The organism is Thiomicrospira sp. S5, from assembly GCF_003991075.1.
GTDB lineage: Bacteria > Pseudomonadota > Gammaproteobacteria > Thiomicrospirales > Thiomicrospiraceae > Hydrogenovibrio > Hydrogenovibrio thermophilus.
The window spans coordinates 1333179-1360060 of the sequence record NZ_CP014470.1 but is presented as its reverse complement, the minus strand read 5'-3'; the positions used below and the strand labels follow the sequence as shown (position 1 = coordinate 1360060).

The following is a 26882-nucleotide window of genomic DNA, read 5'->3' as shown; positions in this document are numbered from 1 at the left end:
AACAGCGGTTTATTTCCTTTCCAGCTTATGCGGCTGTGAGCTTAGGTAAGCGAAGGTTTCTTGAGAAATATCCCGACACTCTGCTTGCCACTGCGACAGACTCTCCATAAGCATTTGATAGCTTTTAGGTTTTTCTGCTTCAAGCGCTTCAGCCACCTCTGGAAACCGTTGCCGCCATCCCGAAAAACGATAAGGTCGCTTTTCCGCCAGCCATAATGCACTCAATTCGGTAAAGTCGTTTAGATGTTTCAACTCTTTTATTTGAAATTGTGTTTTACGGATAGCTTTTTCATAAGATCTGACCAGGCCTGACGCTGTGCGCTCATAAGCCTCAAACGAGGTTTTGAAATAACGATAGTGCCAAACCTTATCGTTTGGGTGACTTTGCAATTGGTTGGCATTTTGAATCACGGATGAAAACACACTAAAGCCATAGCGTTGCATAAAAGAACGGTCATCCAGTACATGCTTCTCGAGCTTTCGATGCAGCTTTTCGACTTTTTGAATAAAATCAATTGCTTCTCCATTCAGTTTCATGGCTTCTTCCGCCGTTTTGGCAAACAATTTTTTACCTTTTCGTGCCAACTCTGAAGCCAATCGATAATGCTTTTGATATCGTTGCAGGGTGGCAAGTGTTTCCTGCAATATTTTACGACTCTCTTGCTCTGACCCCATCAAAGACTGAATCAAGGAAAGGACATCTACTTCGGATTGTTCTGGCACAACGAGTGTCTTTAAATCCAGCAGCTTAACCCCATCGATTTTTGCCGCTTTAGGGTTGATGTTAAAAAGCTGAAAGTCCGCCGATAGCCCATATCGTTGGATTAAAATATCTAACTGCTGAGGAAACGCTTCCACCGCATTTAAAAACTCCAGCGTAGTATCACACCAATCCCCTTGGTAGTTTTCAATGGTTTCGGTCTGTTCTTTCTTGACATCGGTTTCAGCCTCAAGACTGCTACTTTCATGCGTTACCCCCGTCCCATCAAAGCAGAAATCCATCCCGGCACAATAAACCGCTCGACACCCTAGTCCCAATGCGGACAAAACAGCTAGATTAGCTACCGTTCCGCCTTCAATTTCAACATTCGCCTCTGTTTGGTAATCCTTACCGTGCTGCGGCCAATGCGGTCCCCAGTACAAAACCGCTCCCTGCCAAATTTCCAGCAACACTGGGGAAACGTAATGCTGAACAATCAGAACACTTTGCGCCTGAAAGTTTTCCAGCCTTTCCGCATGGGCTAATGTCGCAGAGGTTGGATCGGAAGCGACTAAGAAATCCGGCACGATGCCTTCAACCTGCAACCGCTTTGCCAAGCGAGCCACAGCAAACACCACAACACTCTCTCGGTTGGCCCGTAACCAAGGCAGCATTTGTTCTACAGATGGTGCCGCGCCCAAAACGACAGCGGTTTTCCCCTCACAATAATCAGAATAAGCAATAATGGGATGTGTTAATTCTGTCGCATTCAAAAGTGCATTATCGACAAAAGGGGCATACCTTAATCGCATTTGATGATAGGACAACTCTTCCAACGCTTTCGGCAATTGCCGTTCAATCTCTACCGACCACTCAGATGAAGGGGATAAGTTGTGGACGATAATCTCTCTATTCAACAACTGAGCGAAATATGGTAATAAAATCGAAAGCAAATCTTTCTGAACGACGCCCACGTTCAAAAGCGAAGAAAATGACCCATGTGGGCGTTCATCTGTTAAAAATAAACAAAAATCACCTGGCCGGCCGTGTTCAACCCGATACTCTGCGGAGGAAACCTGGGATGCAAGGCCAATCAAAAGAATGACGTTTCCATTCTGCGTCACACCCCCTCCAGATCATAAAAAGATTTGGCCAGCCTAAAAGGCTGGTTTAACAGTTTCGCCAATAATAAACTGATTTGCTCGGCCGTATCCCCTTGGCCATAGCAAGAAGGCTTCGTTGCGGCCGTGGCTTGCATTGTGCTTGATAAGGCTTTTTCAACCCCGGTGACAATTCCTTCAACGGTTTCATCCGTATCAATAATGGAAAGCGCACGCAAACGCCCAGCTTGCCGCTCGCCGATATTGACCGTCGGTGTACCAATTGCCGGCGCCTCAATGATTCCACTGGAGGAATTTCCCAAAACCACGTCCGCTTCGCGCATTAAACTCAGATAACGCTGTGAGCCCAGTGACGTAAAAAATTTAGCGTTTAAGGTTGTCTCTTTTATCCAACGTTGAACGGCTTGGTTTAAGGTTGCTCCGGAAGCATCGGTATTGGCCGCTGTCCAGACAACCGATGCATTTGGGAAGCGTTCAATGGCTTTAAACAGGTTTTCCAATACTGTTGCACCGGAAGTCTCGCCCCATGAAACCGGATGATAAGTCACTAAAAAAATGGGGGCATCTAACGGCATCTCAAGGCTATTTGAGAGCGCCCCTTTAGACAGGAATGCATTTTTTTGAATAACATCCAGACCCGGCGCTCCGACATTAAACACGCTATCCGGCTGTTCTCCCATTTGAATCACTCGTCGCCGATAAGGTTCCGCAGCCACAAAATGCCAATGTGCAAGCTTCGTGACTGCATGACGAATGGCTTCATCCATCGCGCCTTCCGTCACCTCTCCGCCATGCAAGTGGGCAATCGGCACATGATTCAATAATGCGGCCGAACAAATTCCTAATAATTCATAGCGATCGCCTAGCACGACAACACAATCCGGTTGCCAGGTTTGGAAGGCATGACTGAAACCATAAACCGCCTTCGAGACCGCTTCAGCTTGAGAAAGAACCGGGGCTTTACTTTCCGGCAAAATGGGAATTTTTTCAGCAATCGGCCAGCCATCCGCTTCAATCTGCTGAACGGTCATGCCCTGCTCTTGCGACAAGTGTGCGCCGGTCACGAAAAGCTGCAATTCCAATTTTGGATTTCGATCAACCGCTGCAATCAAGCCCGACAGCAAACCATATTCAGCACGCGTAGCGGTAACTATCGCTATTTTTTTCCGGGCCGAACTCATGGTTCAATCCCCTCTTCAGTTTGATAATCGTGCTGAGCCACTTGGCCAATCACGTCATCCCACTGAGTCGCAAAACATCCTTTGTCACTTCGTTTCAAGGTGACATTATCTTCCGAAAAAACCGTTCCCTTCGAAATGGGCTTCGATGCCACAATGCGCTTACGCGCGATGGCAATATTCCCCGCCTCGGATCGCGAAGCGGACTTTATCCCCGTTCCTAAGGCCACTTCGATATGTCGAATCGCTGTCACCATCGCCGCCAGCTCCCGAGGTTCCAAACTTGCTTTATGATCCGGCCCCGGCAAAGTTTTATCCAAGGTAAAGTGTTTTTCAATGACGGAAGCGCTCAGCGCTACGGCGGCAATCGGCACTTCAATTCCAAGGGAATGGTCAGACAAACCGATGGGCACATTCAACTCCGATTTCAAAGTGTCCATCGCGCGCAAATTGACATCCTCGTAAGGGGTCGGATAAGCCGTGTTCGCATGTAAAACCGTTAAATTTGAAACATGCAACCCCGCCTTCAACAAGGTAGTAACCGCAAATTGGACTTCTTCCAAATCCCCCATTCCGGTCGATAAAATGGTCGGTTGGTTCAGACCCGCGATTTTGCGCAAATAAGGAACAGACAACAATTCACCCGATGGGATTTTCCACCGCGTTACACCCAAAGCGCTTAAAAGGTCAATACTGTCCGAATCAAACGCCGTGGACATAAACTCAATCCCGTTTTGACGACAATGCTCAATCAGCGTTTGATGGTCGGAGTCTGATAACTCAAGTGACTTTAGCAAATCGTACTGGCTTTGCTCCTGGCCGGTATTCTCCGTTTGATAATCGGCTTGCTTGGCGGATTTTGACACCAAGGCTTCCGTTTTGAACGTTTGGAACTTCACCGCATCCGCGCCCGCCGCAACGGCGGCATCGACCAAGGCCAACGCGGTTTGCAAGTCACCATTATGATTAACTCCAGCTTCGGCAATAATGAAAGTATGCTTCTGAACCGACATTAGTCCTCCGCCTCCATTTTCAGGTGCCGAGCCGCCGGCTGTCCAATATAAACACCTGATTCGACAATATCCTTCACCACCACCGAGCCCGCGCCCACGATAGTTTTTCCGGCAATACGCGTTGATTGCACCACCACCGAGCCACTGCCAATCAAGCAATCATCACCGACGGCCACGCCGCCATTTAATAACGCGCCGGTCGCAATATGACAATGCGCGCCGATCCGAACATCATGTTCGACCAGTGCTTTGGAGTTAATAATACTATTGGCGCCAATTTCCGCCAGGGGATTCACTAAGGCCTGATGCATCACCACCGCACCGTCGCCGACTTTGGCCGATGCCGCCACCTTGGAGAACGGCGAAATCACACTGGGCAAATGTCCGCCCAAATCAAGCACCTGTTGAAATAATCTACGACGCACCGCCGAAGATTTAAGCTGACCGACCGTTATCAGGCAAGCCGGTACTTTTTGAACCCAATAAGGTAAATCGTCGTCGGTACCAATCACCGGATAGCCCAATACACATTCGGTTTGCGATTCGGGCGACTCGATAATGCCGACAATATCATAAGCATCCGTGGCTTCAATCACATCGATCACAGCGGCGCAGTGGCCTCCGCCACCCAGTAACAACAGAGGGGTTCGGTTCATGACGTCACACCCTCGCTTGACGCACCGTGACAAGGTATGCCACTCGGTAAATTCACAACCCGATCGGCCAACCATTCGGTATTCGGCAGTTCCGTTTGCAAGCAGGCCTGGTAGATTTCCAGTTTGTGCATCGGTGTCCACAATGGGCGGGTTTGAATATTCTGTTCATTGGTAAAAGCCAGAAACGCCTCGCGGTGAGCGGCATCGTCGCACAAAACGGCATTCAACCAATAATTGGAAGCCGCCGCATGGTCATTATTGGCATCCCCAAAAAACGCCAGGCCTGGTGTGTTTTCAATAATAGCTCGATAGCGCTCAGCCAAAGCGCGTTTTTGCTGGCGAAACGCCGGTAGCTTTTGCATTTGCGCCACGCCCAATGCGGCATTCAAATTCGGCATTCGCAGGTTATACGCCACTTCGTCATGCTCAAAATGCCATGCATGTGGCACCTTGGCGGTGGTGCTGAGGTGTTTGGCGTGTGCGGCCAATTCCGTATCGTCGGTCACCAACATGCCACCACCGCCGGTGGTGAGAATTTTATTGCCATTAAAACTGAACACGCCGACCTCGCCAAACGTACCGGTATGGCGGCCCCGATATTCGGAGCCGAGGCTTTCCGCGGCATCTTCCACCAACTTAATATGATGTTCTCGACAAATGTCGACCAAACGGTCGATTTCGCACGGAAACCCTAAGGTGTGCATTGGCACACAGGCCGCAATGCGTCGGCCGGTTTCGGTGTGCAGGCATTGCCCGTTTTCCAAATGGGTTTGTTCGGCAAGAAAATTGGCCAAACTGTCCGGGCACAAGCCCATGGTTTTACGAGACACATCCAGAAGCACCGGCTCTGCACCACACAATTTGATGGCATTTGGTGTTGCCACAAAGGTCAAGGATTGCGTCAAGACCAAATCGCCCGGCTGCACGCCGACCACTTTCATCGCCAGAAACAAGCCCATTGTGCCATTCACCACGGCAACCGCATGCTTGGCGCCGGTAAAATCGGCCATGGCCTCTTCGAAACGATTGACATACTGACCGACCGACGACACAAAGGTACTGTCGATGCAATCCGACACCATGTGTTTTTCAGTGTCATCGAAACAAGGTGCGTGCAATGGAATCAAACCGGCTTCGGCACTCGGCACGGCATAGGTATCCCGAATAAAATCAATCAGTGTTTGCGTGTCGGCCAAGCGGTCAGACATTGTAAATGCCCGCTTTGTATTGTTTGAGGTTGTCCACATTGCGGAACCAACGAACGGTTTCTTCCAGGCCGGTACGCAAATCGTACTGAGGTTCGAAACCGGTTAGCGATTGAATCAAGGTGTTGTCACACCACAGGCGGAAGACTTCCGAGTCTTTCGGACGAATGCGCGCCTCGTCGGTCACGAACACGACGTCGGACTGCATGATGTCTTTAATCATTTCCAACGTATCCTGCACGGAAATTTCAAAGTTGGAACCGATATTAATGGTTTCGCCGATGGCTTGTTCGGATTGGGCGATCGCCATCATGCCACGGCAGGTATCCGTGACGAAGTTGAAATCGCGTGTCGGGCTGGTATCCCCCAGTTTGATTTCTTTCATGCCGTTGGCGATTTGGGTAATGATGGTGGGAATCACCGCTCTGGCCGATTGTCTCGGCCCGTAAGTGTTGAACGGGCGCGCAATGGAAACCGGCAATTCGAAAGCATTGAAATACGACATCGCCATGGCATCGGCGCCGATTTTACTGGCGCTGTAAGGCGACTGTGGTTGCGCCGGGTGCTTTTCGTCAATCGGAACATATTGCGCGGTGCCGTAGATTTCCGATGTGGAGGTATGCATCAATCGTTGAACGCCGTTATCCAAGCAGGCCTGGGCAATATTCAAAGTGCCGTTGACATTGGTTTCTACATAGGAATTCGGCGCAATATAGGAATACGGAATCGCAATCAAAGCGGCGAGATGAAAGACGGTGTGACAATCTTGGGTGATTTTTCGGCACAGGAACGGATCCCGAACGTCGCCGGCCACCACTTCAATGTCATCCAAATACGGGGATTGATCCAGCCAGCCCCAGGAATTAAAAGAATTGTATAGTGCCAGGGCACGGACTTTGGCTCCGGCTTTCACGAGTTGTTCCGTTAAGTGCGACCCGATAAAACCGTCCGCCCCCGTGACCAGCACCTGTTTTCCCTGCCAATACGCTTCCGTCATTCCTCTCTCGCTTTTATTGTATTTGTCTTGAAACGGTTAAAGAACTTCTGATTGAATCGGTTTGATATTCAATCAGAAGCTCCTTAGGTTTCCTGCAACAACTCCCGATATTTGGTTTCGGCTTTCATGACCTTATCCAAATAACGACGCGTTTCGTCCGAATGATGATCGTAACGCAATTTGCGATACACTTGATTCGGTTTCATGTGATTCAAACGCTTAATCGCCGCTTCCGGTGTTTTTCCAAACAACCCCAAAACCGTTTTGATGCCACCATTATAAGAAGAAATGGTCACCATTTGCTTGATTTTATCATCCAGAATATCCGACAGATAATCATGCTTCAACAGGCCCAAATAAGCCGTTCCCATGCGAATGTTCTTTTCGGAATCGAACAGTTCGTCCAAGCTGGGTTGCCCCGGCTTGGCATCAATGTACTGATAAACATCCTTACCGGCCGCTTCCGCCTTGACCTGCATCAAGCCAATCGCATTGGAACGACTGACGGCTTTCGGGTTAAAAGCGCTTTCCGTTTCCATCACCGCGTAAATCAAAGATTCCGGCACACCAAATTCGCTCGCATAGTTTTTCACCCAGGCCTGGTAGTTTTTGGCCGGGCCCGACAAACCGCTTTCATGCAATGGAATGTGCAGAGCGATAAAGTCGCCTTCTTCATCGGACAACTCTTCCACTTCATGCTCCATCAAGTAATCGGCGTAATCGAAAGCTTGTTTCGGGTAACGGACCGGATTTTGATTCTGATCCAACACTCGACGATAAAAATATGGGCGTTTGCGCAAATTCATTTTTTCACGGGACAACAGTTCGTGCCCGGCTGTCGGGCGATCCAGTAACAATACACGGCTGACGGCGTTTTTGATATTTTGCGTGGAAGCGATGGCTTTCGGAAACTCCAGCACCAGTTCGTTTTCATAGACCACCAACACCGGGCTGGCTTTAGCCGACGAGGTTACAGCCGTTTTTTCCAACGGTTTTGAAGGAGAATTGGGCGTGGTTTTAACAAATGCCGGCTGTGGTCGCTCGGACGAAAAAGCCGGTTTCGAGTCGTTCGGCGGGATTTCAAACTTAGGGGCCGAAGTATTTTCGGCATCCTCAAATCTATCTTCCGGTTCAAATGATGTCGGCAACGCTTTGGGGTTAGACGAAATCATATGACGAATGCCGGACTCCACAATAATCGGCGTTTTCGCCGGAACAGATGCCTGGGATTGCGACAACACCCAGTGCTGAAAAGCCGTCATCACTCCGCTGCTTACGACACCCAGCATCATAATGGCAAACATCAAATGAAAGAAAATTTTAGGTAATGACACGTCGACCCTCTGTCAAAAATCCGTAAACCGTATTGTATCCTTCAGAGACTCTAGCAATTACGACGCCAATTTTATTGTCCTTCCGAAAAAACAAAAAGCCTCTAAAAAGAGGCTTTCAAATACGGCATACGCATCCAATTTATCTTAAATAATCGAACAACGTCATACCCTGAACTTGACTGAACACCTGTTGTGCCATCTGTAAGGCATTTTGTTTCATGGTGAATTCGGAAATGCCTTCTACCACATCCTGATCTTGTAGTTTGGAGCGTCGTTCATCCAAAGCGATGCGGAATTCTTGCCCGGCATCATATTGGTTTTCGATACGGTTCTGACGACTCCCGACCTCTGCCAAAACTTTAGACATCTCTTTAATTCCAGTTTGCAGATCATCGCCAATTTCAGCCGGCGGTTGCAATCCTTGATCCAAATAGTCTTTTAGTTGAACCATGACATTCACCAAGTTGGTATCAACCCCGGCTGGCAAAGATGTCGCGCCAGGAACATTGAACACTTTTCCGCCTTGGTCAGTCACTCGAACCCGACTTGGATCACCATTGTCATCCGGGTTCAGTTTATCGTCACTGTCAAAACCGATTTGAACAAAGCGAGCACCAAAATTAGCGCGTTCATCATAGTCCGCACCCGCATTCGCACTCCCGATATAAGCATAAAAACTCAGGCCTGTCGCGGTAGTCGGGTTCACCGTATCTTCAACAAATGCCGCATCCGCCGAAACATTACTTCCCGCAAACAATAACTCACCCTCGGAATTAGTGCTATTCATCAAACTTGTGACGTGATCGATTAGCTCGCCAATTTCAGCTCCCGCCGCCTGTCTCTGTTCCGGCGTGTAGGTTTCGTTCATCATTTGAATCGTCAACTCACGCACTCGCTGAGTGGCTTCAACGGCAGAATCCATTTGAGTTTCTTCATACGACAGCATGGATTTGGCATAATCACCGTTTTTGGCAAACTGATCCAAAGTATTCATCGTTGTGTTCAACGCATTAATCTGGCTGGTTGCAATCGGATCATCACTCGGACGATTCACCCGTTGGCCAGTCGTTAATTTCTCTTGGATCGCCAATACGGAATTTTGATGTTTCTCAATCGACGCAAACGACTGCATGTGAAATAAATTGGTTGAAATTCTCATTTGGTATTTCCTCTAAGCCGATTAACCGATGGCATTCATCAAGGTTTGGAAAATGGATTGAGCCGTTTGCAAAATTTGCGCAGAAGCTTGATAAGCTTGTTGAAAACGCAGTAAGTTGGCGGCCTCTTCATCCAAGTTCACACCGGACAATGACTCTCTGCGACTCACCATCTGATCATATACGTTTGATTGCGCTGTCGCCTGGATTTCAGTGCTGCTGACATAGGTGCCCACGTTCGTCGCCATCATGGAATACCCGCCTAGCAAGGTTTCCGAGGGCGTTCCAGTGACATCGGAATACAACAGGTTTTTTCCTTGTAAACTCGCCATATTGGCGATATTAACATTATCGCCTTCTGCAGCAGGAGCCGGCACTTCATCATCCAAACCAGCCCCACCTGTATCAACAGGCGACTGTCCTCGTGTCGCCAGTTGGGAAGAATCGTTTAAAACCGTTTCAAAATCGTCCAAAATCGCTTGGTGCGGTTTGACAATAAACTTGTCTCCCTCGGTTACCGTACCGGCACCCACCCCTGAAAAATCAAAATTCAAACCATCAATTTCAGTATTGGTTCCAAAAGGCACTGTCGCAAGCGGTCCACTTCCAACGTCATTTGCATCATAAACGTCAAAATCACCCGCTCCATTCACTCGAACTTCGTATTCTCTCGCTTTAAAGTCACCAATTGCAGTGAAAGCCGTGTCCAAAAAGGCCTCTTTATCACCGTAAGTAGCCGGTTGAGTACCCGGATTATAGGGAGGCTGGCCGTTATAACCCGGTAAGGTTGCAATATCGGGCGTGAAATTCACTAAGATATTGGTTCCGTCTTCCGTCCCGGTGTTTTTACTACTTGCCAGTGCATTCGTGTCCAGTGGCGCATAGATGTTACCGCCAGCATCACCGTTTTCATCATAACCTTGGTAATGTTGCCAATTCACCGAGGCCGTCATTCCATTCAGCACCACTCCAAGTTCATTCATGGATTTATCCAGCATATTTTCCCTGAAATCCAGAACCGCTCCCAGTTCTCCACCATTAATATTGTCGGAAATCACTCGACGTTCACCGTTAATGTTCATATAAACTTCAAAACGGTTATCATGTGTGTACTCAGATAAACCAGCGTCTAATTTTGTCAAGGTATTATCACTAATCAACGGAAGTCTTCCATCTCCAGTCGACACATTGATTTTACCATCGTCTTGAGTGTAGGTTTTGATATCCATATACTGACTCAATTCCAAAATGGCTTGGTCACGCTGATCCAATAAATCATTGGGTGGTTGAGCATTGGTATTGATGAGGTTCGCCACTTGCTCGTTGATTTTGTGAATCGCTTCTAAGCGAGTGTTTACTTCGTTAACCGTATTCGAAAGCTGTTTATTAACTTGGTCATTGGTTTCATCCAAAACGTTGACCATGTTGCCCATCAAACTTTCCAGATTTTCAGATTCATCCAACACAACTTGGCGAGTCGTCGAGGAAGTGGGGTTATCTGCCAAGTTTTGAAACGAGTCAAAAATACGCTGCATGAAGTCTTGAACGCCTTCATCGTTACTGGCGATAACACCCTCTACCTGTTGCGCAAGAGAAAGCTGCTCATCATAACGGGATTTCAAACTGTAGCTGTTGACGAGTTGCGTCTGGATATAGCTGGCGTAGATACGCTCGACACTGTCAACCGTCGAACCTCCACCGTTAAAGGCCGTCGTCAGGGCATTGGTCGAATTACTGGAGATTTCGGCACGTTGACGACTGTAACCTTCCGTCGACACGTTCGCGACGTTATGGCTGGTGACATCAATTGCATTTTTAAAGGTATTGGCCGCGCTTGCACCAATGGATAATAGGTCAGCCATTATATTTTCCTCTTTCTGGTCTCTTCACCTGGACAACGGCTTATCGTAAGCGTCGTAATGCCAAGCTATCTTCTGTCGTTTGCGCCGGTGTTATTTCTTGTTGTTTTTGCGTGTCATCCGCTTGTGTGTTTTCTTGTTTAGCGCCTTGATTTAACATGGCTTTGTAATCTGATTTTGACACAGTCGGCAACTTGGGCGCAAGCTCTTCAACTATTTTATCGGCTAAGCCCAGCGAACCTTTAGAGGATAAAACCTGACCGAGCTGTTGATCGTACCAATCCCGGTAAAAATCGCCTTGGTCGCCATCCAGCCAACCATCATCGAATTTCACCTTACGGGCTTCTTTCAGAATTTGCGACAAGAATAACGCTTCAAACTGCTCCGCCACCGGACGCAACGCTTCGCGTTGATCCTGCTTCGCGATTTGCTTCAGGTCGTTAAAGCTGCCGCCATTGCCGTAAATTTGTTGATAGGCCTCCAGTTTCGGGACCTGTAAATCCACTCCCGACATCACCGCCTCCTTAAATCACCATCAAATCGGCTTGCAAAGCACCGGATTGTTTCAGTGCTTCCAAAATCGCCACCAGGTCACCTGGTGCCGCGCCGACTTTATTGACCGCCTGCACGATATCATCCAATGTCACCCCTTTCGGGAATTTGAACATTCGGCCCTTGCCTTCGTTTTGCACACTGATTTCGGATTCTGGCGTCACAACCGTATCCCCACCGGCAAACGGATTCGGTTGAGAGACATTATTGAACTCGCTCACTTTCACAACCAAGTTACCATGCGTCACCGCCGCCGCGGAAACGCGCACGTTATTGCCAATCACAACCGTACCGGTGCGTGAATTGATAATCACCCTGGCGGCTTCCGCTCCGGGTTGTACTTCAATGTTTTCGACAATCGATAAAAATGCCACGCGCTGGTTTGGAATACGCGGTGCCATCACTTCAACCGATTCGCCGTCCAAGGCATAAGCGGTGCCGTCACCCAGTTTTTCATTGATGGCTTTCACCAAATTCGAAGCGGTCGTGAAGTCGGCATTTTTCAGGTTCAATGTAATGGTATTACCCAAATCAAACCCGCTGTTGACCGTTTTTTCCACTGACGCGCCGCCCGGTACTCGACCCACACTCGGCACATTCACCGTAATACGGGAGCCATCGGCACCGGAAGCATCCAACCCGCCGACAATCAGGTTTCCTTGCGCCAAGGCGTACACATTACCATCCACCCCTTTTAACGGGGTCAACAGTAAAGTACCGCCTCGCAAACTTTTCGCATTCCCCAGCGAGGAAACTGTCACATCAATTCGTTGCCCGGGCTTAGAAAATGCCGGCAAATCGGCATGAACCGCAACGGCTGCGACGTTTTTTGAATTGGTTTTGGTGCCCGGCGGCAGATTGATGCCGAACTTGTTCAACATACTGAGCAAGCTCTGGTCGGCATAATCGGTCTTGTCACCGGTTCCATTCAACCCCACGACCAAACCGTAACCAATCAATTGGTTGGAACGCACGCCTGCGACATTCGCCAAATCCTTGACTCTTTCGGCATAGGACACCGCACTCCAAACGAGTAAGACCGCCATTAAAATGACATTTCTTCTGGTAAACATGGTTTTCTCCTATTCTTTAGGACAATTTTATTGTTATTTTAATAAAACCATAGCATCAGTTATGCCATAACGAATAAAAACACTGAAAATAATTCAATAAATTCAAGTACAGGCCGATAACTAAGGGTTATGAAAAAAGATAAAAAAATGGGGCGCCGAGCGCCCCCAAAGACCAGAAAAAAAACGGTTATCACAAAACGGCCAGGCCTGGCCGTTTTGAAAAGAATAAAAAACCGACTTGCAAAAAGGAGATTATAAAAAAACAAGCCGGAAAAACTTGGCCGCGTTTTCGGTGCGCGGCTCACCCAACTCATACCAAAATTATAGAGGCCAGTACTTATGCAAGAACTGAGTGCCCGCGCTTGGTCGGTTCATGTCACCGGAAATACCGGTATCTTTATAAATCAATCGCACATCCGCCACTTTGGCCGAGTCGATGGTGTTATCGGGGCTAATGTCCTGCGGCCGGATAATGCCGGCAAAACGAATCACTTCTTCCCCTTCGTGAATCGTGATCCATTTCTCGCCACGAATCACCAGATTACCATTCGGAATCACTTCAACGACCGTCACCGCAATCGACCCACTCAAACTGGAATTCTGTTTGACGTCTGACTTACCGTTAAAAGTGCCGTCAGACCCATAACCGATGCCGATCCCCGTGCCCAATCCAGGCACGGAAATATTGCCGCCAAACGCCGTCGCATTCGAGCCAATCGCAGCTTGTCCGTTTAGACCAAAGTTCTGCTGATTGGTTTTGTTGTACTTCGCTTCGTCTTTTTTCTTAGCATCGAACTTCTCGGCCAAGTTAATGGTGATGATATCCCCGACCTTATGCGCTCTTGAGTCATCGAACAGGCTTAAATTATCGCCGGCTTGATACAAAGAACCGTCTTTCGGCTCGGTCTTCGCTGGAATATTCATCGGGTAGTTCGGTTCGTATGAAAACTTCTCCATTCGCTCGGGCACCGTTGAGCAACCCGATAACAACACGGAAGACATCGCCGCGGCAATGGCTACTTTAGCCAAAGACGACGATACGGTAGATGTTTGTTGTTTTTTTCCAGTCATTTCTCACTCCTTAGGCTGAAGCTTGCCAGCCGCCAGATGGTTAAACGTTATTATTTAGGTATTGCATCATGCCGTCTGCGGCACTGATGGCTTTGGAGTTCATTTCATAAGTCCGTTGGGCTTCAATCATGCCCACCAATTCTTCAACCGTATTCACGTTTGAAGATTCCAATGCGCCCTGCAGAATGCTCCCGGCTTCTTCCACTTCGGGGTTTTTCACATTCGGTGGCCCACTGGCCAAGGTTTCCAGATAGAAGTTCTTACCGATGGACTCCAAACCGGATGGATTGATAAACGTGGCCAACTCCAACTGCCCAAGCTGAACCGGTTGCGGATTACCCGGTTCTTTGGCCGAAACAATACCGTCAGCGGTGATGAACACTTCGGTCGAGTTCAGTGGAATATTGATGTTCGGCTCAACCAAATAACCGGATGATGTCACCAGATCACCATTCTGATTGACTTCAAACGACCCATCACGGGTGTACATCAGGTTTCCATCTTGGTCAAGCGCCTGGAAAAAACCTTTCCCTTCAATCATCAAATCCAATTCGTTATCAGTGATGATGGCATTCCCTTCGGTATGGATTTTTTGAACGCCAATAGCGCGCACCCCGGTTCCCAACTGCAAGCCGGACGGCAAAGTATTCTCTTCATTCTGTGTGGCTTGAGCCCCCGGCTGACGAACATTTTGATACATCAAGTCCGCAAACTCGGCTCGGCCGGTTTTATAGCCGTAAGTATTCGCGTTGGCCAGGTTATTCGAAATCGCGGCCAGCCTAAAGTCCTGAGCTTCAAGACCCGTTTTCGCTACATAGAGTGTTCGATTCATTTTAAACTCCTATTTCCCTAGCTTAACTTCACAAGACTGTCGGATTTCTGAGCATGTGTTTTCGACGTACTCATCATCTTGATCTGCATCTCATATTTCCGAGACAGCTCAATCATGTTCGTCAAGGCTTCAACCGTATTGACGTTACTGCTTTCCAAAGCACCACTGACCAGCTGCACCGGCGCTTGCGGCAACTCACCGTCTTCGGTGCTACGAATATAGCCATCCAACCCTTTTTCCAGATTCTTGACATCCGGGCTGACCATTCGAACCTGGTCCAGTACCACCATTAAATTATTCGGGGCATCGGCCGGTAAAAATGAAATGGTGCCGTCGTCACCGATTTCGATGGCCTTCGCAGGTGGGATGTTGATTGGCGCTCCCCCTTCATTCAGAATCGGGTCGCCGTTCACATTCACCAAATCCCCTTCCTGAGTCACGTGCATGGAAGCGGAACGAACCAAGGCCTCGGTGCCATCCGGCGCCTGAATACCGATGAACCCGTTTTCTTTGGTCATCATATCCAAATCCCGTCCGGTCACTTTGACCGCACCTGGTGTAAAATCCGTCGCCGGGCGTTCATCCAATGCATAAGTACGCGTGTGCCAGCCTGGCCCTTCCATATGCTGCGCACGGAATTGGTTAAAGTCCTGCTTAAACCCGTCCGTATTGGCATTGGCCAAATTGTTAGCATTATTCGCTTGGGAGAGCATCACTTCTTTGGCGCCACTCATTGCGATGTATAACATACGATCCATCAGCGAAATCCTTACTTTAATCCAGTCTTGAAAGAACGGGAGCCACCTAAAAAAGAGGCCCCCACAGAAACACTTTTATTTGTGTGACTCTAACGGTCGGTGTTTCGATTCCCTTGTGTGTTAACGTTATTCGTCAAATTTCCGACATTTCGAAAATCCGTTACTGAACTATTAGCACTTGCCGTGCCAAATTGAGGTAAAAAAAGAACTAAAGCCTTTAGAATTCGGCCGATAAACCTATATAGGAAGGACTGAAATAAAAAACCGGCAAGAAATGCCGGTTTTTTTATGATTTCAAGAACGCTTTTACAGGTTCAAGATCGTTTGTGTCAATGTCTGAGACGTTGAAATAACCTGAGCACTGGCTTGATAGGTTCGTTGAGTTTGGATCATATGAACCAACTCACCCGTCGTATCCACATTTGAATACTCCAAAGAACCGGCAGTAATAGAACCATAACCATTCTGTTCCGGCGAACCAATCTGAACTGTACCGGAAGCAAATGTTTCTGCATAGGTTTGACCGCCCAATTTTTCAAGCGCGTTTTTATCCGTAAAGTTTGCCAACGCTAGCTGCGCTACCGGTACCGAACGGCCGTTAGAGTAACGTGCTTCAATCGTCCCGTCAGAGCCAGTCGTCAAGCCAACCAAGTCACCCACCTGATAACCGTTTTGAGATACCCCTCCCAAATCATAAGAACCGGAGTACTGGGTCATTTCCGTGAAATCCAACTCGATTTGGAAATTGTCCGGTGTTCCAGCAATCTCGCCACCCAGCGGATCGGTTGCACCTGTCAAAGGATTGTCGACCACAAAATTCAAGGTTGGCGTTCCATTTACTTGCGCCCAGGTTCCGGCTGGCGCCGTGGATAAGTTATTCGCCGTCGCCCCTACCGCCGCATCGGTGTCAGCCACACCACCGGACGTTGGGTTGATTTGAGTCGGATCATAATTCCCGGCACCGTCATCCGGCTGATAGATTCCCAACAGGTTACCGTCAGTATCATAACGCATTTCATAAACTTGCCCCTCATAAGGGTTGGTCCCGTCATCCAATACGTTACCGGCTGTATCTGCTAAATGCCCAGTATAATTACCCTCATCATCAGTAATGGTATATTGAACCAACCAAGATGTATATTTCACACCAGGATCACCGGATGTTGCGGTCGGAATACCATTCGCATCAATATCAGATGTCGCCGCATCAACCACATCACGTTTGTAGTAGCTGATATTCAATTGATGCTCACCGCCCAAACTATCGAAAATGGTTTTTTTAGTTGCATAGTCAGATGACCCTTGAAAAGTCCCTTGAGCCGGCTGCATCAAAGTTGTCAAGTTTTCGGAAGAGCCAATGGAATCATCCGTGTTGTCATTCGCTGACGAAGTACCCGCCGGGTCAACATTGTTGACTTCTTGACCATCCAAGTTGATGTCATAAGTCATCTCATCCGTTGCTTGTGGTTTTTTATTCAATTCGTCCAAGTCGATGGAGCTCAGTGTCGTTTCAAAAACCGGTTCATTTTCGGTTGAAAGCGTTTCGTTCAACAAATACCCTTGTACTTTATTACCGCTTTGATCAGTGATGTAACCGTCTTTGTCCAATTTGAAAGAACCGTTACGCGTATAAACGTTTTCGTATTTACCGGTTTTGTCTTCCAGGATGAAAAAGCCTTCACCATCAACCGCCATATCCAGTTCACGACCGGTATCATTCAGTGTTCCCTGAGTGAAATCTTGTGTAATGGCATCAACTCGAACACCATTCCCTGGCGAGCTTTGAGACCCGGAAAACAAGTCGGAAAACTCCGCCCGGGAAGCTTTAAAACCTACTGTTTCGGCGTTGGCTAAGTTATTGGAAATAACCGCCAAGCCGTTCGACGCCGCATTAATACCACTTACCGCATTTAAATCATAATTAGCCATGTTCCTAGCCCTCTTTTACTCACTGATTTCTCTTACTGCCGACATATCCACCGATTCCCCGGTTGCCAGCGTTAATGTCATGGTTCCGTCCGAATTAATCGACACGCTATTCACTTTGGTCGAAACCACTGTATTAATTGATTGAAGTTCACCGTCTGCATCCGTTCCGTAGGCCACCAGGTTATAAACACCGGAAGCTTTCGAATTACCGTCTTCATCGACACCATCCCATGAAATGATTTCTTCGCCGGATTCCATATCGCCCAGCGACATTTCTTTCACCACGCCGTCATCGTCGGATACGATCACGGTGACATCGGTCAACGCCTGCCCTAGATCCAACTTGATATTGGAGTCTTGATCTTTGGTATGGCTGAACTCAACGCCTTCAGCTTGCACAGATTTGCCAATCAATGACGAAGCTTGCATGGTCTGAAGGTTTTGGAAACCTTGCGTCATCGCTACCACCGACTCATTCAAGGCGCTAGTCGCTTCCAATTGGCTCATTTGTGTCAAATCGGTTACGAAACTGGTCGGATCCATCGGTTTGGTCGGGTCTTGGTTTTGCAACTGTGTGGTTAACAGCATCAAAAAATCCGACTGATCCATTGCCTGACTCGGCGCAAACGCCGAAGGGTTTGAAGATTGCTGCAACGAAGCAATATAGTCCGATGAGTTATTTGATACGGATGTTGCCATCGTTCACTCCTATTTACCCAGTTGGATAGTTTTCAACAATAATTGTTTGGTAGTGTTCATCACCTCGATGTTGGTCTCATAAGTTCGGGACGCATCCATCATATTGGCCATTTCTTCCACCACATTCACATTCGGGCGATAAATATAGCCATCTTCATTCGCCATCGGATGATTCGGGCTGTATTCCATGATTGCCGGTGCCTCACTTTCTACGATGTCATCAATCATGACACCGCCTTGCGGACGACCGGTTTCTTCATTCATAATGGTCTTGAAAACCGGTTGCTTGGAACGGTATGTCTCATCCGAATTGGAACTGATACTGTCGACATTCGCCATATTCGAAGCAATGGTATTCAATCGAACCGTTTGAACATGCATCCCGGTTGCAGAAATATCAAGGGTTGGAAACATACTCATGATTATTCTCCTCTCAAGGCCCCGCGAATACTGCTGATTTTGCTATTCACAAATTCCAGCGTCGCTTGATATTGCATGGCGTTTTCCATAAATTGCGCTTTTTCAATATGCGTTTCGACCGTGTTGCCATCCAAAGACGGTTGAGTCGGCATGCGATATTTCAAAAAATCGTCGGTCGACGCCTCGGCAAACCCTTCGATATGACGGCTATTCGTCACTTTCAAATCCGGTTTATAACGGCTGGTTTGCATATCTTCTTCCGCCGTTTGCAGTTCTTTACGCCAATCCAGATCACGTGCCTTGAAGTTCGGCGTATCGGCATTGGCCAGGTTGTTGGCCAAAATGCCTTGGCGCTCTTTACGAACCGCTAAGGCTTGCTCATGTATGCCAAAAACAGATTCCATATATTTTTCCTTTCTGATCTTTTTTTCGGTCGTGGCAGAGGTTCTGTCAAACAACCGTCAAAATACTATTGTTTTTATTTTTCTATCGAAACGTAGCAATAGGAGTGCCAAATATGCAAAAAAAGCTAAAGGACAGGAAAAACGGCCGTATATCGGCCGGCTTTAGAAAAACTTTAGGAAAAAATGGCAATTTTTTTCCCAATTCGGCAAAAGTTGCCGAATAGAAACATAACCATTTGTTTTTAAAATAGTTTTACTTATGGAAAGATTGGTATCAGAAATAAATCAGGCAAAAACGGCCAGGCCTGGCCGTTTTTGAAGTGGAAAGATATTCCGAATTTTACCAGGAGCGTACTTTATCGCCGATCTGGATGAGGCCGTCTTTCGCCAAGACTTCGCCCACCGCGAAACGGGATTGAATCCGCTTGATTTTAAGAAAGCCGGTCGGCTCGGAATCCAGTCCCAAGTCATTGCCTTGATAGCGAACCGGTCGCCCGACATTGTGATAAACCGCCAACTCATCCCCGACTTGAGCGCCGGACTCGTTGGAAAGGTAAATCACATAATCGTTACCGCGAATATCGATAATACGGGTCTCAACCGGTTTGCAACGCATATAACCGTACACTTGCTGGGTCGAATTATTCAACAACGCATGAAAGACCATCCCTGTATTGGTGGCGAAAAATGCATTGGTGCCAAATGGACGCTCCCGCCCAACCGTCACGTCACCTTTAATATCAAAACCGTTACGCTTCTCCAATACGATATCGTAATTGTATAAATCGACAATATACGTATCGGTTTCAATAAAACGGGAATTAGGGTGAACCTCACGACTGTAAAAACGCTTGAAGTCGTTCCACAATTTCGGGTCATCGTTATGCCTTGAAACCGAGCGAATCACTGTCAACAACAGATATTGTGCGCCAGTCCCTTCACGAATCGGCTCCAAGACATCCGGCGACAAGTTCGGTGCCACCGCCTGAGTGGTATCCAATAACGAACTGTCCTCGATCATCACCATATTACGGTAACCATCCTCATACAGTCGACGTTGCAACTCGGTCTGAAACCCGCCCAACAAGTTGGAAATATCCGTCGCACCTCGGCTGTCGGTGGTGATGGGACGAGCAATGGCCAATTTCGGCTGATAATGGTTTCCCGGCACGTTATTACAAGCTTGCGGGTCTTCAGTCAGGCAGACTTCCATTTTGACCTGATAGGTCTCCATTTTTTTGAGTTTCTGCTCATCCAGAATTTCAATGCCTTTATCGTCGAAACGGTCATTGAAGTCCGCCTCTTGCACACCTTCTTCGACAATCAGAAACTGGGAAACCTTGCTGTTTGAGGTAAAACGCGTCGCGTCCTTGGACAACATAAAGTCTTTCACGACCTGGTCGGAAGAAATTTTCAGGTTACTTTGCATACTGGCTTGCTTCAAACCGTTACGAATGGCCATTTGTCGGGCGAATTCCTTGGAAACACCGTCCATGGACGCCACCCCGGTCACGACCACGCAACGAGTTGGGTATTCTTTTTTCGGCCCTTTGACAGAGGTTTCGGCCCAAACGGCAGGACTCGACAATTGAGCCAAGGTGAACAAAACGAAAATAAGCCCCGTAGCCAAGTTTTTCATAACAGAATCAGTCTCTCAATCTCTATTCAGGACGCTTGCGCTTGCTGCTTTTCGGCGGTGACAACATCAATTCGGTCAATAATGGCCTGCGCCAATTCTTCCGGATGCCATTTCGACATGAACTTATTGGCACCGACCTTTTCGGTCAACGTCGCATTGAAACCACCACTCAATGACGAACTGAGCACCACATACAAATCGCTTAAACGGGGATCTTTACGAATATTGGTCGTCAAGGTGTAACCGTCCATTTCCGGCATTTCAATATCTGAAATGACCATCAATACCCGATCTTTGACCGGAGGACTGATGTCTTTGTCGGCATCGTCCGCCCATTTTTTCAGGAAGTCCAGTGCCAAACGACCGTTGGTGACGATCTTGTTGGTGATTCCCAATTTATCCAAAGTGGTTTTCAATTGGTTACGGGCCACAGCGGAATCGTCCGCAGCCAAAACAAAGAAGTCATGGCCTTCTGTTTTGGATTGATTGTGATGTAAAAACTCATCCGACATCTGCTCTTGCATGCCCGATACTTCGGCCAGCACTTTTTCCACGTCGACGATTTCAACGATTTGATCCTGAGCCCGGGTAATCCCCGTCAAGTAATTGACGTTCTGTAATGAATCCGGCGGCGGCAAAATATCCTCCCAGCGCAAATGGACGATTCGATCGACATCTTCAACCAGGAAGCCCTGAACCGAACTGTTAAATTCGGTCACAATGGTCAGCGAGTCGTTATATTTATCGGCCGGAACAGCCGGCAAATCCAGAGACTTCGCCAAATCGATCATCGGCATGGTTTGTCCGCGTATATCGGACACACCCACCACTCGCGAATCCGCTTTCGGGACCGGTGAAATAAATGGTGTACGAATCACTTCACGAACCTTGAAGACATTGATTCCGAACAACTGGTTACCGTGAATCTTAAACAGCAACAACTCCATGCGGTTCATGCCCGCAAGCGACGTTCGTTGGTCAACCCCTTTTAGAAAACTTGACATGGATGCCACCTTCCTCATTTGATCATTGTAGTCTGTTAGTCAACGCCTTCCTCTAGCCGACAACAAACACAACAATGATAATTCAATCAATATCAGTTAATATAACTGAATTCGTTAACGCAAGCAAAACACAAGCCGGTAAGCAAAGTCACCTATGCATTCACTCATAAAATGGACAATTAAACACTTGCCTCTATTCGGGCTAGCGCTAATCGCAAGCCTCTTCTTTACATCGCTAACGCAAGCCTCCCAAAACGGTTCTAAGGCTGAACATCAATCGATGCAAGCACTCTATGACATGGTGCTGAATCACCTAAAGCAAAAAACCGACCAAAAAGTACATAACGCGACTTTTGACATTATGGAATTCAGTGACCGGTTACGACTTTCACGTTGCCAAGAGCCACTTGAACTGGAAGACAAAGCCCCCGAAAAAATTTATGGCCGCATGACCTTCAAACTGCAATGCCCGAACCCGGAATGGAAAATTTTCGTCACCGCCACGGTAGAGGGCGATTTACCCGTCGTCATTTCCACTAAAGGAATCCTGAAACAGGCCGTTATCCAACCTGGCGACGTCAAACGGGTTTTCATGCCTTACCAAAAAGTTCGACGTGGCGCCCTGATTGATGCCGAGCGAGCCGTTGGAATGCGTGCGAAACGCGCTATTCCACCCAATACGATCTTGACGGTTCGTCAACTTCAACCACCCTATTTGGTGTTTGAAGACAATAACGTGACCATCATCACCCGCGTCGGCCACATCAAGGTTAAGTCGATTGGAGTGGCTTTGAAAAATGGCGTGAAGAACCAACAAATCCCAGTCAGAAACCTTTCTTCAAAGAAAGTCGTAAAAGGCATAGTTATTGCTCCAAATACCGTCGAAGTACCGTAAGACAAAAAATACGTAAAAAAAAAATTAAAGTATCGAAACAATCAGCCGTTAAAAGTACTAGAACAAATATCACAAGTTGTTAAAATACATTAAAGGTTTGGGGATACCGTTATGGATATTAAAAGTGTTAATCAAAATCTGGTGAACAACCGATTGAACGATTCGGGGAATGGTTCACCCAAAAATGCCGGTGCGCAAAACGCATCGCAATCAAATGTCAGTGCGGATAAAGTCACGTTGACAGACGTTTCGACCCAAGTACAAACGCTTGAAAAGCAAGCGGCCGCCAGCACCGTTGACAATTCAGCGAAAATTGAAGAACTGAAAGCCGCCATCAAAGATGGGACTTATCAAGTCGATGCTGAAAAAGTCGCCAATAAACTGATTCAAACTGAAGCCCTGTTCGCAGGCAATTAAGTGCAACAATGAGTCAAGTAGCCGACACACAAACTTTATCCCCACTCTTGTCCGAGCTACTTGACCTACTGTCCAAATTTGAAACGGCTTTGGAAGACGAGGCCGCGGTTTTAAAGTCTCCAGATATTTCCTCTCTTTCCGAGATCCTCCAACAAAAAGAAACCTTATCCGAAGCGGTCACCGAAAAGTTCGACCAACTGACCCATACTCTTTTGACACATGACCAGGACGCTCGTATTTCTCTGGATAACTTGTCACTTCTGGAAATACCGGGGTTAACGGATAGCAACAAACAGTCTTTGAAAAAAATTTCCGAAAAAGCCAAACAATGCCACAAACTCAATGCCGTCAACGGCATGACGGTACAGGCACTCCGCAACCTCAACCAAACCACCATCAATTTATTAACCGGTCGAGATGAAAACGGAAAAACATATAGCGCTTCCGGCAAAACACTTCCCAGCGATCAAAAATCCAATCCACTTGGAAAAGCCTGAAACCTTCCTTCAGCAGTGCCATCACCGTTTGGCGTAAATTCTGCTTGACGATTCTTTGGAATTTAATACACTCGTTTTATGCATATCGATTAAGATATTCAGCAAACGCAACTTAGAAGAGAAACCCTATGTCTTCGAAAAACAGTCGATCTTTTTTTAGAATAGATGTCATGCTGCCATGCAGTTACCGAATCGTACCGGAAGAAGAGGCCATTAACCAACCACTTCCCACCTCACCTGATGCCAGCTATATCGAAAAATACTTTATGGAAAATTTGACCCAGCTGGATGAGCAATTGAGCACGGTCATCTCGCAAATCGGTCAAAAAAGTGCCTTATTGGCGACTGCGCTGACCGCGATGAACAGCAAAATCAACTTTCTGCTTCAGACAGTGGACAGAAAACAATTGGTTCACGCTATTCCACAGCGCATGGTGAACATCAGCGCTGGAGGCCTTGCCATCAAGGTAACGGAAAACGTCAACGCCAATGATAAAGTGGATTTGCTGATCCAACCACTTGAAGATGAATCGCCTGTATTGGTCCGTTGCAATATCGTTAAGGTTATTCCGGAAGCCGACGGCTCAGCCACAACCGTGGCATTGGAATATCAAAACATGTCGGAAGACGATCGCCGTAAATTGGTGTACTTCATTCAAAGCAAGGAAATCGAGTTGGCCAACCAAATGAAAAAACAACAGACCGACTGAACATCTTTGAATACCGGTTTCAAACCGTGTAACAAAATTCAGACATAAAAAAACCGGCTTTCGCCGGTTTTATTTTTTTGAGTAGTCGAAAACACATCTTTAAGGAAAGGAATAGGTTCGATCCAAATCTCCGTCATAAGACGACGGCTTTTTCTCCATCGCTTCTTTTTGACGCATAAACTTCTGGAGTTCGATTCTCAGCAACTCAATCTCTTTCAGCCCCTGCTTCAAATCACTGGTGTAAGCCCGGTCTTTTTTGGCTTGCTCCTTAATCAGCTTGCCTTGCTTATAGACCTTGCTTTCCAGAATCCGCACACGGGTGCTGATGCTTGCCGCCTCCGCAATCGATTGAAAGGTCAACAGCATGATCACGGCCGAAGCCAAAATGGCTGTTCGATTCATTATCATTTCTCCTTATACGCCACGATGACGACCCATTTCATTCAAATCTCTTACTCTCCAATCGTATGGCAAGTCAGAGTACGGCACAAATCTTCCGCCGAAATGGTGGTTTCTTCTTCTTTCTTGGAATAAACGAAGGCATTATGGAAGAAACTTTTATCGATATAGACTTCCAGAATGGTTTCATAGTTGTGGTCGGCCATTGGTGTGATACTGACAACACGCGCACCTCGCACAATCGCATTCACTCTTGCACGGAAACTATCGTTTTGAGCCGTCAAAGTCGCAACCGACGTATTACTGTCGATTTTGATACCATACAGCTGCTCGGCCAATGAACGGTAAGCATCTAGTTTCGCGGCCCGAATCGCCATCAAACGACGTTGTCCAGGCGTATAGCCTTCATAAGTACTTTCGGCCCCATAACCGATACCGGAAATTTTAATCAGCTGAGGCTGTAAAGCACTTTTAGGAACTTTATAAACCACCGGCTGTTTCGCCACCATTTCTTCCACTGTTGGCGCTTCTTTTTCAGAAGCGGCCTGATCCGACATACTGGCAGAACCTGCTGGCGCTACAGGTGCCGGTGCAGGCTGCGGCTGAACCGTTTGCACAGGGGCAGGTGTAGATGTTGAAGTGGATTCCACTTTGGGTTGGGTACTGCAACCCGCCAAGACCATAGCACTGGCCAAAGCGGTTGTGAAAAGTAAGCTCTGTTTATTCATAACAGTGTCTCCGTTTTACTCAAAAAAATAAGGTTTGGGGTAAGCGCGATGCGTAATCCAACGGTTGGATCGCTCAGGCTCACACCGGTTAATCTGTTCACTGCACCTCAGACCATTGACGGAATATTCCGGCCCTGGTTGATAATGCTTCGGTATTAATTCAGTCGTGTAATAATCCGGCACACGATATTTCGCATCCATTCCAGTACAAGCGGTCATGAGACTGCTGGCCATCAACAGCCAAACCATCTTATACAAACCGTTTCCTGTCATCTTTTTAGCCCTCAAGCATTCCCATTACTGATACGAATCGAAATACGGGTTATTCGGTGCACTGTACTCATAAGCTCTCGCCTTTTCCATCGCACGCTGTTTTTGTTTGGCCAGCTGGGATTTTTCAAGTTCCTCGGCTTTCTTTTGCTCTTCCGCAACCTTCACCTGTTCTTCCAGCATGCCCTGTTCAACTTTTTTGACCGTTCTCAAAATCGATTTGTACTGGGACTGCAGCGACTTGATACGGTTGTTAATTTCATTCACTCGTCTTTGTGTAACGACCATTCGAGAGCTGACTTTATCCATTTTCTTCGCCAACTCCGGATCCATCGCCGATACTTGGATATTCTGCGGCACCGGAACCGGCTGGCTAGGCTGAGGAATCACCGCAACCGCTGAATCTTTTTTATCAGTCTTATGACTATCTTTATTGCCATCAATTGATACATCGGACACGGTGTCCGCGCCTTGAGATGGTGTCATTTGTATTAAGTCCCGGTTCAATTGCTCAATTTGAAAGCTCAAGGCATCCAATTTTTTCTCCAGTTCCTTGACGGTTTTCTCCGAACTGGAACTTTTAATCATGCTTTGCGTCGAACCGGCTTGAATATCCTCCAGAAGCGACTTGGCTTCCTCATCCAAGCCAGGATTGGATGCCAAAGCGGCCCAAATCCCGGTACCAATCGCCACCAAGACCAATGTGATTGTGATTGAGCTGAAAATAATGATCAGTTTTTTAATTGAGTCCATTTCGGCCACCGTTAACGTATTTTGATTTTGGTTTTGACTTTGATTCTGTTGCTGCAATGCCGCCCGCTTTTGCAAAAAGTTTTCCGCACCGTCCTCAACAATCGATGCCGGAGCAGGCGGTTCGTCATTTATATTAGTTCCACTGGCTTCGGCCACCGGTTCATCTTTAAACATCGGTTCCAGAGCCGGTTCGGGTTCAGGCTGCGCAGCAGGTTGCGGCTCTAGCTCCGCTTCATCATCCGGTGACGGAAAATTATCCATAATCCCGCCACCGACATCGGGCATTTCTTCGACGACAGGCTCGGGTTCGGGCTCTGATTCCGGTTCAGGCTCGGCCACCTGCTCCGGTTCTGGTTCCGGCTCTTCCTCTTTCGGAAAATCATCCAGACTACCTTCTTCCAGAGGAGTGTCGGCCTCGGGTTGATCCGCTTCCGTTTCACCACCTTGGTCATCATCATTCGAAATCGCTTCCAGCTCCGCCTCGTCTAACAAGGCATCGATGCTGTCTAGATCATTCGGATCAATGGTATCATTGGATTCAGCCACCGCTTATTCCCCAAACTTGCCAATTATCGGTTTCTTAATATCACCAGGCCTGGCCATTTCCGCGAC

The 26882-nt window shown here is 47.5% G+C and carries 27 protein-coding genes; 4 read left to right on the top strand and 23 right to left on the bottom strand.

The window, feature by feature from the left end:
- Positions 1-9 precede the first annotated feature (9 nt).
- The 20 genes from AYJ59_RS06100 to AYJ59_RS06005 form a co-directional block, all read right to left on the bottom strand.
- A complete protein-coding gene (locus AYJ59_RS06100) occupies positions 10-1824 on the bottom strand; it encodes a motility associated factor glycosyltransferase family protein (RefSeq protein WP_029938343.1) in 1815 nt (604 codons plus the stop codon).
- Complete coding sequence (gene neuC / locus AYJ59_RS06095; RefSeq protein ID WP_127119578.1) at positions 1821-3002, bottom strand: UDP-N-acetylglucosamine 2-epimerase; 1182 nt, start codon at positions 3000-3002, stop codon at positions 1821-1823. The genes AYJ59_RS06100 and neuC overlap by 4 nt, the downstream gene beginning before the upstream one ends.
- Positions 2999-4012: an N-acetylneuraminate synthase gene (gene neuB / locus AYJ59_RS06090; protein ID WP_127119577.1), complete on the bottom strand. Its 1014-nt coding sequence runs from the start codon at positions 4010-4012 to the stop codon at positions 2999-3001. The genes neuC and neuB overlap by 4 nt, the downstream gene beginning before the upstream one ends.
- Positions 4012-4668 carry an acetyltransferase gene (locus AYJ59_RS06085; protein ID WP_127119576.1) on the bottom strand — a complete coding sequence of 219 codons (657 nt, stop codon included), beginning with the start codon at positions 4666-4668 and terminating at the stop codon, positions 4012-4014. Before AYJ59_RS06085 ends, neuB begins: the two co-directional genes overlap by 1 nt.
- A complete protein-coding gene (locus AYJ59_RS06080) occupies positions 4665-5876 on the bottom strand; it encodes a LegC family aminotransferase (RefSeq protein ID WP_127119575.1) in 1212 nt (403 codons plus the stop codon). Before AYJ59_RS06080 ends, AYJ59_RS06085 begins: the two co-directional genes overlap by 4 nt.
- Positions 5869-6870, bottom strand: a complete 1002-nt coding sequence (locus AYJ59_RS06075; protein WP_127119574.1) for an NAD-dependent 4,6-dehydratase LegB — start codon at positions 6868-6870, stop codon at positions 5869-5871. The genes AYJ59_RS06080 and AYJ59_RS06075 overlap by 8 nt, the downstream gene beginning before the upstream one ends.
- Positions 6871-6953: 83 nt before the next feature.
- Positions 6954-8204 carry a murein transglycosylase domain-containing protein gene (locus AYJ59_RS06070; RefSeq protein ID WP_127119573.1) on the bottom strand — a complete coding sequence of 417 codons (1251 nt, stop codon included), beginning with the start codon at positions 8202-8204 and terminating at the stop codon, positions 6954-6956.
- Positions 8205-8343: 139 nt separating this feature from the next.
- Entirely contained in the window at positions 8344-9363 is a 1020-nt protein-coding gene (gene flgL / locus AYJ59_RS06065) for a flagellar hook-associated protein FlgL (RefSeq protein WP_127119572.1), read from the bottom strand.
- Positions 9364-9384: 21 nt separating this feature from the next.
- Positions 9385-11223 (bottom strand): flagellar hook-associated protein FlgK, encoded by a 1839-nt coding sequence (gene flgK, locus AYJ59_RS06060; RefSeq protein ID WP_127119571.1) that lies wholly within the window; start codon positions 11221-11223, stop codon positions 9385-9387.
- Between the two features lie 40 nt (positions 11224-11263).
- The gene (locus AYJ59_RS06055; protein WP_127119570.1) at positions 11264-11734 is read right to left on the bottom strand and encodes a rod-binding protein; all 471 of its coding nucleotides are present in this window, start codon (positions 11732-11734) and stop codon (positions 11264-11266) included.
- Between the two features lie 10 nt (positions 11735-11744).
- Positions 11745-12845 (bottom strand): flagellar basal body P-ring protein FlgI, encoded by a 1101-nt coding sequence (locus AYJ59_RS06050; protein WP_029938353.1) that lies wholly within the window; start codon positions 12843-12845, stop codon positions 11745-11747.
- A gap of 321 nt (positions 12846-13166) precedes the next feature.
- Entirely contained in the window at positions 13167-13916 is a 750-nt protein-coding gene (locus AYJ59_RS06045) for a flagellar basal body L-ring protein FlgH (protein WP_127119569.1), read from the bottom strand.
- Between the two features lie 40 nt (positions 13917-13956).
- On the bottom strand, positions 13957-14748 hold the full coding sequence (gene flgG, locus AYJ59_RS06040) for a flagellar basal-body rod protein FlgG (RefSeq protein WP_029938355.1): 792 nt from the start codon (positions 14746-14748) through the stop codon (positions 13957-13959).
- A 17-nt stretch (positions 14749-14765) separates the two neighbouring features.
- Positions 14766-15506: a flagellar basal body rod protein FlgF gene (locus AYJ59_RS06035; protein WP_127119568.1), complete on the bottom strand. Its 741-nt coding sequence runs from the start codon at positions 15504-15506 to the stop codon at positions 14766-14768.
- Positions 15507-15812: 306 nt separating this feature from the next.
- Entirely contained in the window at positions 15813-17435 is a 1623-nt protein-coding gene (locus AYJ59_RS06030; protein WP_127119567.1) for a flagellar hook protein FlgE, read from the bottom strand.
- 15 nt (positions 17436-17450) lie between these two features.
- Positions 17451-18134 (bottom strand): flagellar hook assembly protein FlgD, encoded by a 684-nt coding sequence (locus AYJ59_RS06025; protein WP_127119566.1) that lies wholly within the window; start codon positions 18132-18134, stop codon positions 17451-17453.
- Positions 18135-18143: 9 nt separating this feature from the next.
- Positions 18144-18554, bottom strand: a complete 411-nt coding sequence (flgC, locus tag AYJ59_RS06020; RefSeq protein WP_029938359.1) for a flagellar basal body rod protein FlgC — start codon at positions 18552-18554, stop codon at positions 18144-18146.
- A 2-nt stretch (positions 18555-18556) separates the two neighbouring features.
- Complete coding sequence (flgB, locus tag AYJ59_RS06015) at positions 18557-18958, bottom strand: flagellar basal body rod protein FlgB (RefSeq protein WP_029938360.1); 402 nt, start codon at positions 18956-18958, stop codon at positions 18557-18559.
- Between the two features lie 340 nt (positions 18959-19298).
- The gene (locus tag AYJ59_RS06010; protein WP_127119565.1) at positions 19299-20597 is read right to left on the bottom strand and encodes a hypothetical protein; all 1299 of its coding nucleotides are present in this window, start codon (positions 20595-20597) and stop codon (positions 19299-19301) included.
- 26 nt (positions 20598-20623) lie between these two features.
- Positions 20624-21601 (bottom strand): chemotaxis protein, encoded by a 978-nt coding sequence (locus tag AYJ59_RS06005; protein ID WP_127119564.1) that lies wholly within the window; start codon positions 21599-21601, stop codon positions 20624-20626.
- Between the two features lie 280 nt (positions 21602-21881).
- On the opposite strand from AYJ59_RS06005, the gene flgA reads away from it, so the two are divergent.
- The 4 genes from flgA to AYJ59_RS05985 all read left to right on the top strand — a co-directional run bounded on the left by flgA (position 21882) and on the right by AYJ59_RS05985 (position 24120).
- Positions 21882-22496 (top strand): flagellar basal body P-ring formation chaperone FlgA, encoded by a 615-nt coding sequence (gene flgA / locus AYJ59_RS06000; protein ID WP_252120223.1) that lies wholly within the window; start codon positions 21882-21884, stop codon positions 22494-22496.
- 111 nt (positions 22497-22607) lie between these two features.
- A complete protein-coding gene (gene flgM / locus AYJ59_RS05995) occupies positions 22608-22913 on the top strand; it encodes a flagellar biosynthesis anti-sigma factor FlgM (protein ID WP_029938364.1) in 306 nt (101 codons plus the stop codon).
- 8 nt (positions 22914-22921) lie between these two features.
- Entirely contained in the window at positions 22922-23410 is a 489-nt protein-coding gene (locus AYJ59_RS05990; protein ID WP_127119562.1) for a flagella synthesis protein FlgN, read from the top strand.
- A 170-nt stretch (positions 23411-23580) separates the two neighbouring features.
- Positions 23581-24120 carry a PilZ domain-containing protein gene (locus AYJ59_RS05985; protein ID WP_225972287.1) on the top strand — a complete coding sequence of 180 codons (540 nt, stop codon included), beginning with the start codon at positions 23581-23583 and terminating at the stop codon, positions 24118-24120.
- Between the two features lie 99 nt (positions 24121-24219).
- Here AYJ59_RS05985 and AYJ59_RS05980 read toward each other — a convergent pair whose 3' ends face one another.
- The 3 genes from AYJ59_RS05980 to AYJ59_RS05970 form a co-directional block, all read right to left on the bottom strand.
- A complete protein-coding gene (locus AYJ59_RS05980) occupies positions 24220-24522 on the bottom strand; it encodes a hypothetical protein (RefSeq protein ID WP_127119561.1) in 303 nt (100 codons plus the stop codon).
- A gap of 50 nt (positions 24523-24572) precedes the next feature.
- Entirely contained in the window at positions 24573-25247 is a 675-nt protein-coding gene (locus AYJ59_RS05975; protein ID WP_164730744.1) for an LPP20 family lipoprotein, read from the bottom strand.
- 297 nt (positions 25248-25544) lie between these two features.
- Positions 25545-26816, bottom strand: coding sequence for a hypothetical protein (locus AYJ59_RS05970; RefSeq protein WP_127119560.1), 1272 nt, complete (start codon positions 26814-26816; stop codon positions 25545-25547).
- Between the last annotated feature and the right edge of the window lie 66 nt (positions 26817-26882).

Excerpts from the sequence above, each read along its gene's own strand:
- neuC (WP_127119578.1), bottom strand. The coding sequence starts at position 3,002 with ATGAGTTCGGCCCGGAAAAAAATAGCGATAGTTACCGCTACGCGTGCT.
- neuB (WP_127119577.1), bottom strand. The coding sequence starts at position 4,012 with ATGTCGGTTCAGAAGCATACTTTCATTATTGCCGAAGCTGGAGTTAAT.
- AYJ59_RS06085 (WP_127119576.1), bottom strand. The coding sequence starts at position 4,668 with ATGAACCGAACCCCTCTGTTGTTACTGGGTGGCGGAGGCCACTGCGCC.
- AYJ59_RS06080 (WP_127119575.1), bottom strand. The coding sequence starts at position 5,876 with ATGTCTGACCGCTTGGCCGACACGCAAACACTGATTGATTTTATTCGG.
- AYJ59_RS06075 (WP_127119574.1), bottom strand. The coding sequence starts at position 6,870 with ATGACGGAAGCGTATTGGCAGGGAAAACAGGTGCTGGTCACGGGGGCG.
- flgL (WP_127119572.1), bottom strand. The coding sequence starts at position 9,363 with ATGAGAATTTCAACCAATTTATTTCACATGCAGTCGTTTGCGTCGATT.
- flgK (WP_127119571.1), bottom strand. The coding sequence starts at position 11,223 with ATGGCTGACCTATTATCCATTGGTGCAAGCGCGGCCAATACCTTTAAA.
- AYJ59_RS06055 (WP_127119570.1), bottom strand. The coding sequence starts at position 11,734 with ATGTCGGGAGTGGATTTACAGGTCCCGAAACTGGAGGCCTATCAACAA.
- AYJ59_RS06050 (WP_029938353.1), bottom strand. The coding sequence starts at position 12,845 with ATGTTTACCAGAAGAAATGTCATTTTAATGGCGGTCTTACTCGTTTGG.
- AYJ59_RS06045 (WP_127119569.1), bottom strand. The coding sequence starts at position 13,916 with ATGACTGGAAAAAAACAACAAACATCTACCGTATCGTCGTCTTTGGCT.
- flgG (WP_029938355.1), bottom strand. The coding sequence starts at position 14,748 with ATGAATCGAACACTCTATGTAGCGAAAACGGGTCTTGAAGCTCAGGAC.
- AYJ59_RS06035 (WP_127119568.1), bottom strand. The coding sequence starts at position 15,506 with ATGGATCGTATGTTATACATCGCAATGAGTGGCGCCAAAGAAGTGATG.
- AYJ59_RS06030 (WP_127119567.1), bottom strand. The coding sequence starts at position 17,435 with ATGGCTAATTATGATTTAAATGCGGTAAGTGGTATTAATGCGGCGTCG.
- AYJ59_RS06025 (WP_127119566.1), bottom strand. The coding sequence starts at position 18,134 with ATGGCAACATCCGTATCAAATAACTCATCGGACTATATTGCTTCGTTG.
- flgC (WP_029938359.1), bottom strand. The coding sequence starts at position 18,554 with ATGAGTATGTTTCCAACCCTTGATATTTCTGCAACCGGGATGCATGTT.
- flgB (WP_029938360.1), bottom strand. The coding sequence starts at position 18,958 with ATGGAATCTGTTTTTGGCATACATGAGCAAGCCTTAGCGGTTCGTAAA.
- AYJ59_RS06010 (WP_127119565.1), bottom strand. The coding sequence starts at position 20,597 with ATGAAAAACTTGGCTACGGGGCTTATTTTCGTTTTGTTCACCTTGGCT.
- AYJ59_RS06005 (WP_127119564.1), bottom strand. The coding sequence starts at position 21,601 with ATGTCAAGTTTTCTAAAAGGGGTTGACCAACGAACGTCGCTTGCGGGC.
- flgA (WP_252120223.1), top strand. The coding sequence starts at position 21,882 with ATGCAAGCACTCTATGACATGGTGCTGAATCACCTAAAGCAAAAAACC.
- flgM (WP_029938364.1), top strand. The coding sequence starts at position 22,608 with ATGGATATTAAAAGTGTTAATCAAAATCTGGTGAACAACCGATTGAAC.
- AYJ59_RS05990 (WP_127119562.1), top strand. The coding sequence starts at position 22,922 with ATGAGTCAAGTAGCCGACACACAAACTTTATCCCCACTCTTGTCCGAG.
- AYJ59_RS05985 (WP_225972287.1), top strand. The coding sequence starts at position 23,581 with ATGCTGCCATGCAGTTACCGAATCGTACCGGAAGAAGAGGCCATTAAC.
- AYJ59_RS05980 (WP_127119561.1), bottom strand. The coding sequence starts at position 24,522 with ATGAATCGAACAGCCATTTTGGCTTCGGCCGTGATCATGCTGTTGACC.
- AYJ59_RS05975 (WP_164730744.1), bottom strand. The coding sequence starts at position 25,247 with ATGAATAAACAGAGCTTACTTTTCACAACCGCTTTGGCCAGTGCTATG.